General features: G+C 43.5%; 13 protein-coding genes. 8 read left to right on the forward strand and 5 right to left on the reverse strand.

Going from position 1 to position 14,405, the window contains the following annotated elements:
* The first annotated feature begins 47 nt into the window (after window positions 1–47).
* A protein-coding gene (locus L2717_RS09150; protein ID WP_220774753.1) for an IS3 family transposase occupies window positions 48–1,207 on the forward strand; the annotation gives its coding sequence in 2 pieces (ribosomal slippage) (window positions 48–309 and window positions 309–1,207; 1,161 coding nt in all).
* On the opposite strand, the gene L2717_RS09155 is transcribed toward L2717_RS09150, so the two are convergent.
* Both L2717_RS09155 and L2717_RS09160 read right to left on the reverse strand, forming a co-directional pair.
* Window positions 1,204–1,764 (reverse strand): nuclease-related domain-containing protein, encoded by a 561-nt coding sequence (locus L2717_RS09155; RefSeq protein ID WP_246611792.1) that lies wholly within the window; start codon window positions 1,762–1,764, stop codon window positions 1,204–1,206. The two genes, L2717_RS09150 and L2717_RS09155, sit on opposite strands and share 4 nt — an antisense overlap.
* Window positions 1,765–2,817: 1,053 nt before the next feature.
* A complete protein-coding gene (locus tag L2717_RS09160; RefSeq protein WP_220774752.1) occupies window positions 2,818–3,708 on the reverse strand; it encodes a LysR family transcriptional regulator in 891 nt (296 codons plus the stop codon).
* Window positions 3,709–3,846: 138 nt separating this feature from the next.
* On the opposite strand from L2717_RS09160, the gene L2717_RS09165 reads away from it, so the two are divergent.
* The 3 genes from L2717_RS09165 to L2717_RS09175 all read left to right on the forward strand — a co-directional run bounded on the left by L2717_RS09165 (window position 3,847) and on the right by L2717_RS09175 (window position 7,026).
* A complete protein-coding gene (locus tag L2717_RS09165; RefSeq protein ID WP_220774751.1) occupies window positions 3,847–5,079 on the forward strand; it encodes an MFS transporter in 1,233 nt (410 codons plus the stop codon).
* Between the two features lie 15 nt (window positions 5,080–5,094).
* Window positions 5,095–6,144, forward strand: a complete 1,050-nt coding sequence (locus L2717_RS09170) for an NAD(P)-dependent alcohol dehydrogenase (protein ID WP_220774750.1) — start codon at window positions 5,095–5,097, stop codon at window positions 6,142–6,144.
* A gap of 690 nt (window positions 6,145–6,834) precedes the next feature.
* A complete protein-coding gene (locus L2717_RS09175) occupies window positions 6,835–7,026 on the forward strand; it encodes a CsbD family protein (protein WP_107883881.1) in 192 nt (63 codons plus the stop codon).
* A gap of 174 nt (window positions 7,027–7,200) precedes the next feature.
* Here L2717_RS09175 and L2717_RS09180 read toward each other — a convergent pair whose 3' ends face one another.
* Window positions 7,201–7,446, reverse strand: coding sequence for a DUF3297 family protein (locus L2717_RS09180; protein WP_076498848.1), 246 nt, complete (start codon window positions 7,444–7,446; stop codon window positions 7,201–7,203).
* A gap of 206 nt (window positions 7,447–7,652) precedes the next feature.
* Here L2717_RS09180 and L2717_RS09185 point away from each other — a divergent pair, with 206 nt between their 5' ends.
* Window positions 7,653–8,060: a ribosome recycling factor family protein gene (locus tag L2717_RS09185; protein WP_076498845.1), complete on the forward strand. Its 408-nt coding sequence runs from the start codon at window positions 7,653–7,655 to the stop codon at window positions 8,058–8,060.
* A 150-nt stretch (window positions 8,061–8,210) separates the two neighbouring features.
* On the opposite strand, the gene L2717_RS09190 is transcribed toward L2717_RS09185, so the two are convergent.
* The gene (locus tag L2717_RS09190; protein ID WP_107883879.1) at window positions 8,211–9,017 is read right to left on the reverse strand and encodes a sulfite exporter TauE/SafE family protein; all 807 of its coding nucleotides are present in this window, start codon (window positions 9,015–9,017) and stop codon (window positions 8,211–8,213) included.
* A gap of 549 nt (window positions 9,018–9,566) precedes the next feature.
* Between L2717_RS09190 and L2717_RS09195 the strand changes: the two genes are divergently transcribed.
* Together L2717_RS09195 and L2717_RS09200 are read left to right on the forward strand one after the other, a co-directional pair.
* Window positions 9,567–9,797 carry a hypothetical protein gene (locus L2717_RS09195; protein ID WP_076498840.1) on the forward strand — a complete coding sequence of 77 codons (231 nt, stop codon included), beginning with the start codon at window positions 9,567–9,569 and terminating at the stop codon, window positions 9,795–9,797.
* A 489-nt stretch (window positions 9,798–10,286) separates the two neighbouring features.
* Window positions 10,287–11,453 (forward strand): methyl-accepting chemotaxis protein, encoded by a 1,167-nt coding sequence (locus L2717_RS09200; RefSeq protein WP_220773862.1) that lies wholly within the window; start codon window positions 10,287–10,289, stop codon window positions 11,451–11,453.
* Between the two features lie 57 nt (window positions 11,454–11,510).
* On the opposite strand, the gene L2717_RS09205 is transcribed toward L2717_RS09200, so the two are convergent.
* Window positions 11,511–11,696 (reverse strand): DUF6435 family protein, encoded by a 186-nt coding sequence (locus L2717_RS09205; RefSeq protein WP_076498836.1) that lies wholly within the window; start codon window positions 11,694–11,696, stop codon window positions 11,511–11,513.
* 508 nt (window positions 11,697–12,204) lie between these two features.
* On the opposite strand from L2717_RS09205, the gene L2717_RS09210 reads away from it, so the two are divergent.
* A complete protein-coding gene (locus L2717_RS09210; RefSeq protein ID WP_220773863.1) occupies window positions 12,205–14,394 on the forward strand; it encodes an OsmC domain/YcaO domain-containing protein in 2,190 nt (729 codons plus the stop codon).
* Window positions 14,395–14,405: the final 11 nt, after the last annotated feature.

A 14,405-nucleotide genomic window follows, 5' to 3' on the forward strand; every position in this document is an offset into this window, starting at 1 on the left:
GTAGAGATTTATAGCTTAAAATAAGCCAAATCTTAAAGGTATTTATTATGATTAGAAAATCGAAAGTCACTGTCAGCCCGCTGCGAAAATTAGAATATGCCAAGCTGATGGTCGAACAGGGTTACACCAACAAGCAAATTGAAGATATGTCTGGTGCAGGTAAATCTGCGGTGTCTCGATGGAAAATCCAGTACCAGGCTGAATTAGCGGGTAAAACCCCAGAAAATGCCAAAGCATTCACTGAAGAACAACGAAAAATTCAACTCTTAGAAGCTCAACTAAAACAAGCCATGAGGGATAATGACATCCTAAAAAAGGCTGCAGCTTTCTTCATTCGAGACAATCAAAACTTAAAATGATCCGCGAAGTAAAGAAAGCAAATCTAGGCTTTAGAATGAGTGAGTTGTGCCGAGTATTCGAGCTCAGTTGCAGTAGTTTTTATTACAAACCGATCCCCCAAAGCGCTGAAAAGCAGGCACGGATACAATTAGTAGAACAAGCGTTCTCTGACTCAAATTCGACGTATGGTAAACGTCGAATACAGGCAGACTTAGTCGATTTAGATTGTAAGGTAGGGGTTTACGCTATTGCTAGCATAATGAAAAGTATGGGGTTAATAGCGATTAGGCCAAAGAAAAAGCATTACTATCCTAACTCAGGTGATGAGCAAGTTTACGCACCTAATTTGCTCAAGCGGCAGTTTAACCCTACGACGTATAATACTCATTGGGTGGGTGATATTACCTACATAAAATCCCATCAAGGGTGGAGTTATTTAGCTTGTGTGCTTGATTTAGGCACCAAAGAAATTGTCGGGTATGCCTTATCAAGCCAACCCAATGTAGCGTTAGCGACAGCGGCCTTAAATAACGCGCTACAACGCCAGAGGCCAAATACACAGGCGTTGATGTTTCACTCTGACCAAGGTTGCCAGTACTCTGCTAAGGTGTTCAGAGAAAAGCTAAGGGGCTTAGGCATTGAACAAAGTATGAGTCGTAGAGGAAATTGTTGGGATAATGCGGTGATGGAACGATTTTTTAGGAGCTTAAAGACTGAACGATTAAACCATTTAGCCTTTATCAATCACAGCTCTGTAGTGAGCGTGGTTGAGCAATATATCCAGTTTTACAATTACAAACGTAGGCATTCAGCAATAGATTATAAGACGCCACATCAAAAATATAATGAGTTAAAAAAAGCGGCTTAACATCCCTCCAGAAAAACTTGACCATTACAATGGCGGCCTTTGGTTTCAATGGCGAATACGCCATTTTTGCCGATGACAAGATGGTCGATGTTAAAGCCGTCGGCTTGGACATCGTGAAACACTTGATAACCCAATGCTTGTAAGCCTATGAGTTCATTGGCTGTGGCGATTTCTGCTGTATGACCTAAGCGTAATTTGGTGAGCTTTGAAAAGTTTTTCCATGTTTTAAAGCTGCAATAAGCTAATCCCATTAAACCCGTTATGACAGATATCCACGGAAATTGACCGACTGTGATGTGGGCTTTAATGCTGCTGACGGCAAACGGCAGGGATACTATCATCGCGCCCATCAGCATGCTTCCGATTAAGTCCATTTGCAGATCTTGGATTTGTTGCTGTAAACCATAGGCGGGAATGCGGGCGAGTTGTTCGCGATCGACGGGTAGCTTTACGGTGGCATCACGATATTTCAGCAAGCCATACATGACACCCACAGTGGCAAACATGCTGGAGAGTATTATCGCTACGGATAACATACTGTTGTTGAAATCAGTCATTTACGTCCCTGAAGTAATGCGAGTCAATAGTTAACTCTATGACATAACTTATTAATTAAATTCACTTATTATTTTGGAAAGTGGTGGCAGAGTAGACTGCTAAGAGTTTGGGCGCATATTGCTGATTGGCTTCTTCTTCCTTAAATGGCGTGCTCGATGATGGAGTTCGAGTTTGCCCTGCATTTTCCTTTAGCGGTCACACTTTAACCTGCTCTATGCGGTTAAATCAATGATGTTTATCACAATACGTATTTTAAATAATGACTTGTAGCTGTGTTGAAAAGAACAGCTGGGATGTCTTTGTGGAGTCGCTTGTTAGGTTTTTATCTTTTCCTTACTAGCTCACAGATATACACAAGAGTTAAACGAGATTAAGCGCTGTCATGTAAGTGACCGTCCGTGCAGGGCCGCTTTTTCACGTCTGACCCATAGGGATATGGGAAATGTCATCATGATGTCTGGAACTGTGATCGCGGCATTCGCACTTCCGTGTGCAGCAGATTCCACGTTCGAGCATACAGGGACGTACTTGAACAATATCCCTATTTAACTGCCAGTTCGCCTTCCATGGCTCTCGTTCATAAGCTCAGAAACCCTAGGTTTCTATTCACCGAGTCACTTGAATGACAGTGCTTAATTACTGATAGCGCAAACTAGGAAAGGAGTCATTCAGGCTCTTATCTTTGATCTTGCGAGCCCGCAGATATACAAAAGCTAAGCAAGATTAGGCACTGTCATGTAAGTGACCGTCCGTGACAGGGATGTCACGTTCGAGCATACAGGGAAGTACTTGAACAATATCCCTATTTAACGGCCAGTTCGCCTTCCATGGCTCTCGTTCATAAGCTCAGAACCCCGAGGTTTCTATTCACCGAGTCACTGGAATGACAGTGCTTAATCATTAATAGTAATAGCTAAGGTCGTTTTTTGATCCGCGTTTTATACTCTTCTCTTTGCTCTTATTAGTCCTTAGTCGAGATACACAAAAGCTAAGCGGTCATGTTAGTGACCGTCCTTGCTGTTGTGATTTACCGCTTGTAGAAGGGGTAAATCTCAGCGTAAACGCAGTGCGTCGGCGACTAAGGTAAAAGCGGGGGAGGCTTGGCGGCGACTGGGGTAATACAGATAATAGCCGGCAAAAGATAGGCTCCAGTCTTCAAGTACTTTGACTAAACGCCCTGCTTTGATATGGGGTTCAAACTCTGCTTCTGGTAGGTATGCGATACCGTTGCCTTGTAATGCTGCATCGACGATATGGTGCGATGCATTAAAGATAAGCTGGCCGTCCACATGCACATTCAATTGCTTGCCGTCTTTTTCAAACTCCCATACATACAAACCTCCGTGGGTCGGGAAGCGAATGTTAATGCAGTTATGCTCGATAAGATCCTGCGGGTGTTGGGGGATGGGATGCTGTGCAAAATAAGCGGGGGTCGCCACGGCAGCCATTGTTTGATGCGGGCCGATAGGGATCGCGATCATGTCCTTATCTATGGTATCGCCTAGACGGATGCCAGCATCGAAGCGATCCGCCACTATGTCCCTAAAACCATAATTCACATCGAATTCTACTTTGATATCGGGATAATTGTGTAGTAACGGCGACAGTTTTGGCAGTAGTAAGGTTCGCAGCACGAAATCACCGCAGGTGATCCTGACTGTTCCGGCAGGTTTGTCACGCATGGCTGTTAATACATCCAGCTCGGATTCAATTTCATCAAATCTATTACCTATCGCATTTAACAGGCGTTCGCCTGCTTCTGTGGCCGATACGCTGCGAGTGGTGCGCGTTAACAGCCTGATTTCAAGTCGGGTTTCTAAACCACTGATCGCTTGGCTCAGCGCCGATTGAGTGACACCGAGTAAGGCGGCGGCTCGGGTAAAACTGCCTTCGCGAGCGACGGTGACGAAGCACAAAAGATCGTTCAGATTCCGTTTCATCATACTGTTTTTTACACCAGTTTAATTAGCTGAGCTAATAAGCTCTATAAGCATTCATTAGCTAGTAAGGTTCCAGTGCATTTGAAACAATAGCGACTACAAAGTCAATCAGATTTAATTTTAACCATTGATAGGTATGTAATGACCACTCAGCTATGCGAAACGTCAGAATCACGCTGTGCCATCCAACAAGCAAGTCAACAACAAACGGCAAATTGGAGTGGCGTACTGGCGATGTCGTTATGCGTGTTTGCCTTGGTCGCCTCAGAATTTATGCCTGTTAGTTTGCTGACACCGATTGCCACTGATTTGAGTGTCAGCGAAGGATTGGTCGGGCAGGGCATTGCAATATCGGTTTTTTTTGCGGTGTTAACCAGCCTTAGTATTGCGTCAATTGCTAAAGATACTGATCGCAGGTCACTTCTACTTGGGCTCACTTCGTTAATGCTGGTATCGGGCATTGTGATTGCTTATGCGCCTAACTACTCAATTTATATGCTGGGCCGCTGCTTAATTGGCGTTGTGATTGGTGGGTTTTGGTCTTTGTCTGGCGCATCGGCAATTCGTCTTGTGCCAACGGAAAAGATCCCTAAAGCCTTGGCAATATTCAATGGTGGTAATGCGCTGGCTATGGTGATTGCTGCCCCGCTGGGCAGTTACCTTGGCGCGCATATCGGTTGGCGAGGCGCCTTTTTCGGTTTAGTGCCCGTCGCACTGATCGCCTTTGTGTGGATGTGGTTTAGTTTGCCTACGATGAAACCAGAAAAACGTGTTGTTGGCTCAGCGAATGTCTTTTCCCTATTAAACAACCCTTTGGTTCGATTGGGAATGTTAGCAATTGTGTTGTTGTTTATGGGGCAGTTTGCGCTGTTTACCTATGTGCGTCCGTTTTTGGAAACCGCTATCCATGTGGAGAGCAATAGCTTATCGTTAATTTTGCTGATGATGGGCGTTGCGGGTTTTGTGGGGACGCTTTTAGTCAGTTTATTTTTGAAAAACAATCTCTACCGCACGTTAATTTTTATTCCGTTGGTGATGGCGGTAATTGCTTTAGCGTTAATCCTGTTTAGCGATAGCAGTATTGCCGTAACAACGCTGCTTGTATTGTGGGGCGGCGTTGCCACAGCGGCGCCCGTTGCATGGTGGACTTGGCTTGCGCGAACGATGCCGGAAGACTCCGAAGTGGGTGGCGGCTTAATGGTTGCTGTTATCCAGCTCGCTATCGGTTTAGGCTCTACCGTAGGGGGTGTTTTATTCGATTTTAATGGCTACCACAGCACATTTTTGCTGAGTGCAACCTTATTGGTAGCGGCAGCTTTATTGGCTTATTGGACCAAACGTTCAGAGCTAGCGCCACTGCTTCATACTCAATAATTAAGGACTTTTATTATGACAATTAATGCCTTTGGCGCTCATGCCAGCCATTTATCGCTTGAACCTATGACGATTACACGGCGCCCACCCGGTGAGGATGACGTGCAGATAAGTATCGACTACTGCGGCGTGTGTCACTCTGATCTCCATCAGGTACGTTCGGAATGGGCGGGGACCTTATATCCCTGCGTCCCCGGGCATGAGATTGTGGGGCGAGTAACCGCCGTGGGCGGGCATGTCTCAAAATTTAAAGTCGGTGACTTGGTTGGCGTGGGTTGCATCGTTGATAGCTGTAAGCACTGCCATGAATGTAGTGATGATCAAGAAAATTACTGCGATCACATGGTGGGCACTTATAACGGCCTAACCCACGACGCGCCTGGGCATACGCTTGGTGGCTATGCGGAACAAATCGTGGTTGATGAACGTTATGTGCTGCGTATCAGTCATCCGCAAGCGCAATTAGCGGCAGTAGCACCGCTTCTGTGTGCGGGTATCACCACCTATTCTCCGCTGCGCCATTGGCATGCGGGACCGGGTAAAAAAGTCGGTATTGTTGGCATTGGCGGCCTTGGCCACATGGGGATTAAGCTCGCCCATGCCATGGGGGCTCATGTTGTGGCATTTACTACTTCAGAATCTAAACGTGATGCGGCCAAAGCCTTGGGTGCTGACGAAGTGGTTGTTTCCAAAAATGCCGATGAAATGGCGAAGCATCTGCAGAGTTTAGATTTGATTGTGAATACCGTTGCGGCTCCCCATGATCTGGACGCTTTTTTAAGCCTATTAAAACGCGATGGCACTATGACCTTAGTTGGCGCGCCTGCAACAAATCATCCTTCGCCCAATGCGTTTAATCTGATCATGAAACGCCGCAGCCTTGCAGGTTCAATGATAGGTGGGATCCGTGAAACCCAAGAGATGCTCGATTTTTGTGCTGAGCACAACATAGTGTCGGATATTGAACTGATCCGCGCTGATGAGATTAACACCGCTTATGAGCGCATGCTGAAGGGCGATGTGAAGTATCGGTTTGTTATCGACAACGCCACGCTAGCGCGCTAGCTGAACCTGAGTGTGGATTATGGGTATTCGATGTTTAACCATTTTTATCTTACGGATGCCCATGGTTTTATTGCTGTTAATGGTCTGCATAGAGGTCGCATCCTCTGCGTCAGCGAGCCAATACAATGAGTCTATGACTATGCCGCTTGCAAAAAAGAGTGAAGTAAAGAATGCAGTAAAGAGTGCAGTAAAAATCCGCATTTTTATCGCATGCCACGGGGCGAATATACGCCAGCAAGCTCGTCACCACTGTTAACCACTCACCCAACGCTGACCAGCAATATAAAGTTTATGAACTTCTACCCGTTTAACGACATTGAAACCATCTCACCACGGTTTTTTGTGTAAGCACTGCCGGTGAGGATCTAAAGTAAATAATATTAGTGAGTTTATATTTCTGTTATCAAATGGGCTCAATAAAAACCATTGCAATCAAAGTGGCTGGTTGTTAGATGACATTATTATGACTAATGACGAGCAGCACTAATCATTGCCAAATGACTATTTGAAACAATTACCCACCGGTATGTAACCATTACCGTGAAATAGGTTTACATTTTCGCGTTGCCAAAATTTTTACATATAAATCTGTGGTTTACGTTTTGGCATGGGACTTGATTAGCTTTTAGGTGTAAATGTTTAGTACAAGGTAACATTAGCATTTTTCTAACTAACCAAGGAATCAACATTATGAATAACGATATAGTGCAAGGTAAGTGGAAACAGGTTTCGGGTACGCTTAAAGCGAATTGGGGTAAATTAACTGACGACGATTTACTTGAAATTGATGGTAATCTCGAAAAGTTTCAAGGCAAGATGCAAGAAAAGTATGGCATGGCTAAAGATGAAGCGAAAAAAGAGTTTGAAAAGTCACACTTATAATTATGTCATTGTAAGTATATAAAACGAGGGGCTATTATTTGGCCCCTCATCAATCCCGCCTAATATCTCCAATCCCTCGTTACATGTGAAACTTGACTGCCCAAAATGCTGGAGAAACCTGAGAGCCGTGATCTAATGTTATTAGCCACTACATCAACAGTAATAACACTTGTATTAGCGATAGAACGCTTCAACTGTGCCTTTTACTGTCATGGTTAGTGGTTGGCCGCGACGGTCTAATGATTTTGTTGGGATTTTTACCCAGCCTTCACTTATGCAATATTCTTCGACATCAAAACGTTCTTTGCCGTTGAGCTTAATCCCAATTTCGTACTCGAAAATTTCAGCCACATGATGTGGGCTACGTGGGTTAACAGAAAGGCGATCGGGTAAAGTCGGTTGTGCAGTTGTGTCGTTCATAGTCGTGGTCTGTCGTTATCTATCGTGAAAAAAATGCGTGCGCTATTGTAGGCAATAGCAGCGTGATGCTCAAGACGTTAACTGCACGAAATAAACCGTGTTAGTCATAGTGTGAGGGGTGATTATTTTCTTTAGTTTCAGAACCGCTAACGGCAGGCTACACTTTGGCGCATTGTTTTTAGCGAGCAGGCTATACCGATACTTCCATGACCGACAATATTACTATTTTGCTGCCTTCGCTTATTCATCGAATTGGGCGCGATACAGTTAAACAAGCCCAAGCGATAGCCAAACAATATGATTGCGAGCTTAAGCGCGTTCGTCGTTCAAGGAATTGGTGCATTGTAGGCGGCGCGATTAACATTCAATCTTGCACCGCCCATCTACAAGCTGAGCAATTAACAAACCAAACAGCAGAGCGGGCGTTTGGCTACCTTATCCAAAAGCTGACAACGGCGCTGCTGCAACATACCGATAAACTTGAGCCATTAGCGGCTAAGCTCATTCGACTGATCACTGAAAACCCTGCAATCACCTTGGGTGAATTAATGCAGTTGACTCAATGCACTATCACAGAAGCCAGATTGGCACGCTTTAACGCCGACTCTTGGTAGTCGGCTATTGATTGGCTATTCATCGGTAAGACTTAGTAGTACGCGGCTAATATTTTGCGTATTTATTGCACTCGCTCAGGCTTTAGGTCAAACCCTCACCTAAACCACATCACCGCGTAACCTTCAGTTTAAACCCCGCCTAAATCGAAGTTAGGCATATATTACCGACAACATCATTTTGACGCTCAGTAAGATAAGCAATACGGCAAACACCTTTTTCAAAATAGCGACCGGCAATTTATGTGCGAGCTTAGCGCCCAGTGGTGCAGTTAAAAAGCTGGCGATAGAAATCAAAATTACACCAGGCAGATAAACCATACCCACTGCAAAAGGTAACTCTAGTTGGGGTTGGCTATTGATTAAGTAACCTATTGCTCCAGCTGCTGAAATAGGCAAACCTACCGCCGCAGAGGTGCCAATGGCTCGTTTTAACTCGATATTTCGCGAGTTTAAATAGGGCACAGTTAGCGAGCCGCCACCAATTGACACTAATGCCGATATCGCACCAATACCGCCGCCAACGGCGAGCAGTTCTGTGTTACTAATGTCTTTTTTCTGGACGATAACCGCTTTTTTGGGGCGCAGCATATTCAGCGCAACGTAACCCATAAAGAGGGCAAAAAAGATGGCGAGATATAATGAGCTGATACGCGCGGCTAAAAATGTCGCCGAAAAGGTGCCAAGCACTACGCCCGGCGCCATGGCTTTAACAATGGGCCATAACACACCGCCTCTAGCATGATGCGCCCGCGTACTCGATATTGACGTCATCACAATCGATGTCATTGAGGTACCCAGTGCTAAATGCACCACATATTGCGGCGCTATGCCTTGCGCCAAAAATATGCTGGTAAGTATAGGAACCATAATTCCGCCGCCGCCAATGCCGAGTAGCCCCGCCATAAAGCCGGCAAAAAGCCCTAAGGATACAAACGCCAACACCCATTCAATTTCCATTTTTTCTACCTTAATGTGTTTATTTTTTGTGATGCAGTCGCTATGACTATTTTCCGCGAGATGTGACTCTATTATTCATTTGTCGTCATCAAAAGCCTATCAATTAGTCATAATTTTAATGATACGACTCAATAAAGTTGTTATTAATTTGATGTGCTAAGCCTTGTTTATGTTATCAGCTTGCTTACTTAAAAGGATGTGATTGATGTTCCGAAGATTTCAAAATATGCGATATACCTCTTTGGGGGGCAACTCGGCAAGAGGTGCCAGTAAGGTATTCAATGCTGTAATGTGACAACCAAGCTGTTCAATTTCACTCACCCGCATTATGTGTATTTATTTACTTAATGGTACAAGGGTTAATCGGACGCCTTTGGATTATCCGCTGTCAATATTGTGCAACGCAATAGCCGTTTAGCTTTAGCATATCTTAATATAGCGCACTGTACATTTGTGATACCGTTATGGTGATAGCCAGTTTATGAGCAAACCAAAGGGATCTATTGGCTCATCTGTGAGTCGATTATTCTGCTAGTTAAGGTGCTAACCATGACGGATAAAAAGTTAATTTTCATCTTAAAAATCTGCATCACTATAGGCATTTGCCTGATATTACTTGGTATTTATTTACATAACTATAGTGAAACGATTGATGCCATGGGTGTTAAGGGCATAATGATTAGTGCGGCATGTGTCGCTTTGGGTATGGTGCTGTCATTGCCAACAAAAATGTATCTCACATATCTGCTCGTTATTCGCGAAACCGAGCACCATGATTAGCTCGTATAAGCTATTCGATTTATGGTCAGTTTGGTGAGGCGTTAGGTTTTTTTGCACCTAAATCTCTTTTGAGTTTTCATCCAGAAGTTAACTATGTTGATTATTTTTTGTAAATAATTTAGTTAATTATAAGTGGCTGATAAGAATTGTTATTCTATCGATTTTATTACTGGCATCACCTCGTTTAAACTCACCATTCATTCCATAACGATTGGGCTGTAGTGCAACATCAGGGAGCAAAAAGGTATAATAAGGTGCACGCGATTCTTTACGTAAGGCTACGGTTTATTTAAAGAATATGCGAGATGCGCTATTTTTCTGATGAGTATTTTTTATAAAAAAATAGGCCGTAAATCTACTCATAAATAGTTATCTCTTTATGAGCGATGATGACAAGGGATCTTTTTAACAGGGTGTGCTCAGATTGTAAGCCTAAATTTTGATATTCAGCTTAATTCATTCACTTTTAATTAACAGGCGGCAAATTACATGCGTTCACTCTTTATTCGAATGAGGTTTATCCACTGGTTAGGCGCCATTGCACTTTTTATTAATGCGGCATTTTTTACTGATACCTTATTCTCACAGATTATCCAGTTTATTGTGGTGGCTTTCTTAATTATCCATGACATTGATGAAAAGTTTTGGGGGGTAGATTCACTGAAAAATGTCACTCTTTATATGAAACATTTTGAAAGAAAAGATCTGTCGGTTCCCTGTGAAGTTAATAGCCAATACAACAGTGAGATGGGCAAAGTATTGAGCGTGATTAACGCCTTTCGGGAGAATGTGAAAAAAGCGCTGATTGATATTCAGCAGCAAGCCAGCGCCTCCGACGAGATTTCTATTCAACTTAAAGCTAAGACTCAAAATATTTCTCGCAGAATTCAGCAGCAAGATAATCGGGTCAGCTTTTTAACCGATCAAGTTGAAAACCTCGATAGAACGTCGATTACGTTACAATCTAAAGCCGAAGAAACCCGTACACAGGTTGAAAAAACCCAAGCGGGTTTACTACGTTCTAACCACACTATGGGCCGAATGGTGACCGATTTAGGCTCATATATTGAGAGTAATGATAGGCTGCAAAATAAGTTTAATGCCTTGTCGGAACAGACAAAATCAATTGAAACCGTAGTGTCAGTTATCGACAATCTCGCTGATCAAACTAACTTACTGGCTTTAAACGCCGCGATTGAAGCAGCCAGAGCGGGTGAGCATGGACGCGGTTTTGCCGTGGTTGCCGACGAAGTGAGAAATCTGGCTAAATCGACCCAAGCCAGTCTTGATGAGATTAACCAAATTATTGCTGGCATCACTGAGGCTGTGCTGGATGCCGGTGAACAAATGCGATCGCAATCAATTGCTATCACTTCACTGTCGGATTACACCACCGAAAGTCAGTCAGAATTAGCGTTAGCCTGTGAGAATATCAATGGGATATTAACGCTTATCGGGCAGGGCAATAAAAATGATAATGTTGATATTCAATATATTAACCAACTTGTTGGCCATGTCGCAAAAGAAATTGAGGTATTAAAAGAACTCTCAAGCTCTAATGCAAATGACTGCGCTGAGCTTGAGCAGCAGGGCCAGCATTTGAGCCAAGTAACAGAAAAAATAGTCGTGCAACTCGGCATGTTTAAAACCCAGTAATTACAACTCATCAAATACTGAGCCGTGGTTTAGGGTAACTATAATAATCAGGTAGTATTAACTGCCTGATTTATTAGTTAATTCTACTGCCTTTATTTGATTTTCAATTTGCTCCGCTTCAGCTGTTAGCATTGAATAAGCTCTAATATCGCCTTTTCTTTGTGCGTGCATAGCTTGTTCAAGTTTGGCGGCATAACGCTGGTTGAGCTTTTTTAACGGGTTCGATTTAAATATTGAAAACATCGTAATTTCTACTCAGTTGATTAGTTATGTGTAATACCAATCACATTAACTATCTAATCAGTTCAGAGCCTCACAGGTATTTCAATCCGAGGCGCATTGATGCAGAAATGGTTATTCCCTTTTAAGTCAATGCAACACAGGAGTGAGATGCCTGTGAGGCTCCCGAAGGGCGGGTTTCAACGCGCTTTATACTGCGTTTAAGGCTTTCGACAGAGCACCACTATGTCTTCAATCCTTCGCCTTGTCTAAAGCGCGTTGAACTCCCGCTGAATGAACAGATAGTTAATACGATTGGTATGATACGTTGTTGCGCGTTTTTTGGTTTACTAAGGTGCTGACTAAAAGCATAACTTGCGCTACAAATGCCAACATTGTCGTTGTTAACATAATTAACCCAAGACTAATGGGCTAAAAACACCGATAATTCCCCCCTAACGACTCATTACCAATGACGTGCCTTGGTAACTGGGCGGCTACAGACTCGCCTATTTAGTGGAAATCATATTCAATGGAAATCAAAGTTAATTTTCTCGACAATCTTAGACTTGAAGCCAAGTTTGATGATTTTACCGTTACCGCCGATCAACCGATCCGCTATAAAGGTGACGGTTCTGCCCCTAGTCCGTTCGATTATTTTTTAGCATCATCAGCACTTTGCGCGGCCTATTTTGTGAAGGTCTATTGCAAAGCTCGCGATATTCCAACGGATAATATCAGGCTGTCGCAAAATAATATTGTCGATCCAGAAGATCGCTACAACCAGATTTTTCAGATTCAGGTTGAGCTACCCGATGATATTTCGGCTAAAGATCGCGAAGGTATTTTGCGCTCAATTGACCGTTGTACCGTTAAAAAAGTGGTACAAACTGGGCCAGAATTTAAGATTGAAACCGTTGAAAACCTCGATGCAGATGCCAATGCGATGTTGATGGGGCAGCCGTTGGATGCCTCTAGCACCTTTATTTTGGGTAAAGATTTACCGCTAGAGCAAACGATTGCCAATATGACGAGTATGTTGGCTGACCTTGGGATGAAGATTGAAATCTCCTCATGGCGCAATATCGTACCCAATGTTTGGTCACTGCATATTCGTGACGCCGCTTCGCCAATGTGTTTTACCAACGGTAAAGGTGCGACTAAAGAAAGTGCGCTGTGCTCGGCGCTCGGTGAGTTTATTGAGCGTTTAAATAACAACTTTTTCTATAATGATCAATTCTTTGGGACTGAAATCGCCAATAGCAAATTTGTGCATTATCCCAATGAAAAGTGGTTTGCGTTAGAAGAAGACGATGCCCTGCCAGCGGGTATGTTAGATGACTATTGTTTAGAGATTTATAACCCAGACGATGAGCTATGTGGCTCGCACTTGATAGATACCAACTCAGGTAACAAAGCTCGCGGTATTTGCGCCATCCCTTATACGCGTAAATCCGACGGTGAAACGGTTTACTTCCCATCGAACCTGATTGAAAACTTATTTTTAAGTAACGGCATGAGTGCGGGCAATAATTTGCAAGAAGCGCATGTGCAGTGTCTGTCAGAAATTTTTGAGCGCGCGGTGAAGCGTCAAATCATCGAGCAAGAAATTGTGCTGCCAGATGTACCTATGCAGGTGTTGGAAAAGTATCCAAGCATTCTTGCCGGTATTAAGGGCTTAGAAGAACAAGGTTTCCCTGTGGTGATAAAAGACGCTTCACTCGGCGGTCAATTCCCCGTGATGTGCGTAACCTTGATGAACCCGAAAACGGGCGGTGTATTTGCCTCCTTTGGCGCGCATCCAAGCTTTGAAGTGGCATTAGAGCGTAGCTTAACTGAGTTACTGCAAGGCCGCAGTTTTGAAGGCTTAAACGATGTGCCAAAGCCAACCTTTAACAGCATGGCGGTGAGTGAGCCTGAAAACTTTGTTGAGCATTTTATTGATTCAACAGGGGTGATTTCATGGCGTTTCTTTAGCTGTAAATTCGATTATGAATTCTGTGAATGGGATTTCTCTGGTACAACCGAGCAAGAAGCCAGCGGCCTGTTTGGTATTTTAGAAACGCTAGGTAAAGAGGTGTATATTGCTGAATTTACCTCTTTAGGTGCATCGGCATGCCGAATTTTAGTACCTGATTACTCTGAGGTTTATCCGGTTGATGATTTGATTTGGGACAACACCAATAAGTCACTTATCTATCGTGAAGATATTTTAAATCTACACTCGTTGAGCACAAAGCAGTTAGTCAACTTGGTCAATCGCTTAGAAGAAAGCCAGCTCGATAATTACACGGATATCCGCACCCTGATTGGCATTGTATTTGATGAAAATACTGTGTGGGGTAAGCTAACGATCATTGAACTTAAGATTTTGATTTATTTGGCATTAGGCGCACATGAAGATGCAATAGAGTTGGTCGGTGAGTTCCTGCAATTTAACGACAACACTGTGAAGCGTGTTTTGTTTTATCAAGCAGTTAATGCTGTGCTTGAAATCACCTTAGATGACGAGTTAGTGCTGGATGACTTTATGCACAACTTCAACCGCATGTTTGGCGTCGAAGTGATGGAGAATGTTGTTGGTTCAGTTACAGGTAAAGTTCGTTTTTACGGTCTAACGAAGACTAGCATGCAGCTTGAGGGGATTGAGCCGCATTTAAGATTAATTGAAAGCTATAAAAAATTGCATCAAGCCCGTAAAGCCGCTGCTGAAACGAAGTGATAATGTTAATT

It is taken from the genome of Shewanella glacialipiscicola (genome assembly GCF_023283485.1).
GTDB classification, from domain to species: Bacteria; Pseudomonadota; Gammaproteobacteria; order Enterobacterales; family Shewanellaceae; genus Shewanella; species Shewanella glacialipiscicola.

Bases quoted from the DNA above. Each gene is read 5' to 3' on its own strand.
- L2717_RS09155 (WP_246611792.1), bottom strand. From the start codon at position 1,764: ATGACTGATTTCAACAACAGTATGTTATCCGTAGCGATAATACTCTCC.
- L2717_RS09160 (WP_220774752.1), bottom strand. From the start codon at position 3,708: ATGATGAAACGGAATCTGAACGATCTTTTGTGCTTCGTCACCGTCGCT.
- L2717_RS09165 (WP_220774751.1), top strand. From the start codon at position 3,847: ATGACCACTCAGCTATGCGAAACGTCAGAATCACGCTGTGCCATCCAA.
- L2717_RS09170 (WP_220774750.1), top strand. From the start codon at position 5,095: ATGACAATTAATGCCTTTGGCGCTCATGCCAGCCATTTATCGCTTGAA.
- L2717_RS09175 (WP_107883881.1), top strand. From the start codon at position 6,835: ATGAATAACGATATAGTGCAAGGTAAGTGGAAACAGGTTTCGGGTACG.
- L2717_RS09180 (WP_076498848.1), bottom strand. From the start codon at position 7,446: ATGAACGACACAACTGCACAACCGACTTTACCCGATCGCCTTTCTGTT.
- L2717_RS09185 (WP_076498845.1), top strand. From the start codon at position 7,653: ATGACCGACAATATTACTATTTTGCTGCCTTCGCTTATTCATCGAATT.
- L2717_RS09190 (WP_107883879.1), bottom strand. From the start codon at position 9,017: ATGGAAATTGAATGGGTGTTGGCGTTTGTATCCTTAGGGCTTTTTGCC.
- L2717_RS09195 (WP_076498840.1), top strand. From the start codon at position 9,567: ATGACGGATAAAAAGTTAATTTTCATCTTAAAAATCTGCATCACTATA.
- L2717_RS09200 (WP_220773862.1), top strand. From the start codon at position 10,287: ATGCGTTCACTCTTTATTCGAATGAGGTTTATCCACTGGTTAGGCGCC.
- L2717_RS09205 (WP_076498836.1), bottom strand. From the start codon at position 11,696: ATGTTTTCAATATTTAAATCGAACCCGTTAAAAAAGCTCAACCAGCGT.
- L2717_RS09210 (WP_220773863.1), top strand. From the start codon at position 12,205: ATGGAAATCAAAGTTAATTTTCTCGACAATCTTAGACTTGAAGCCAAG.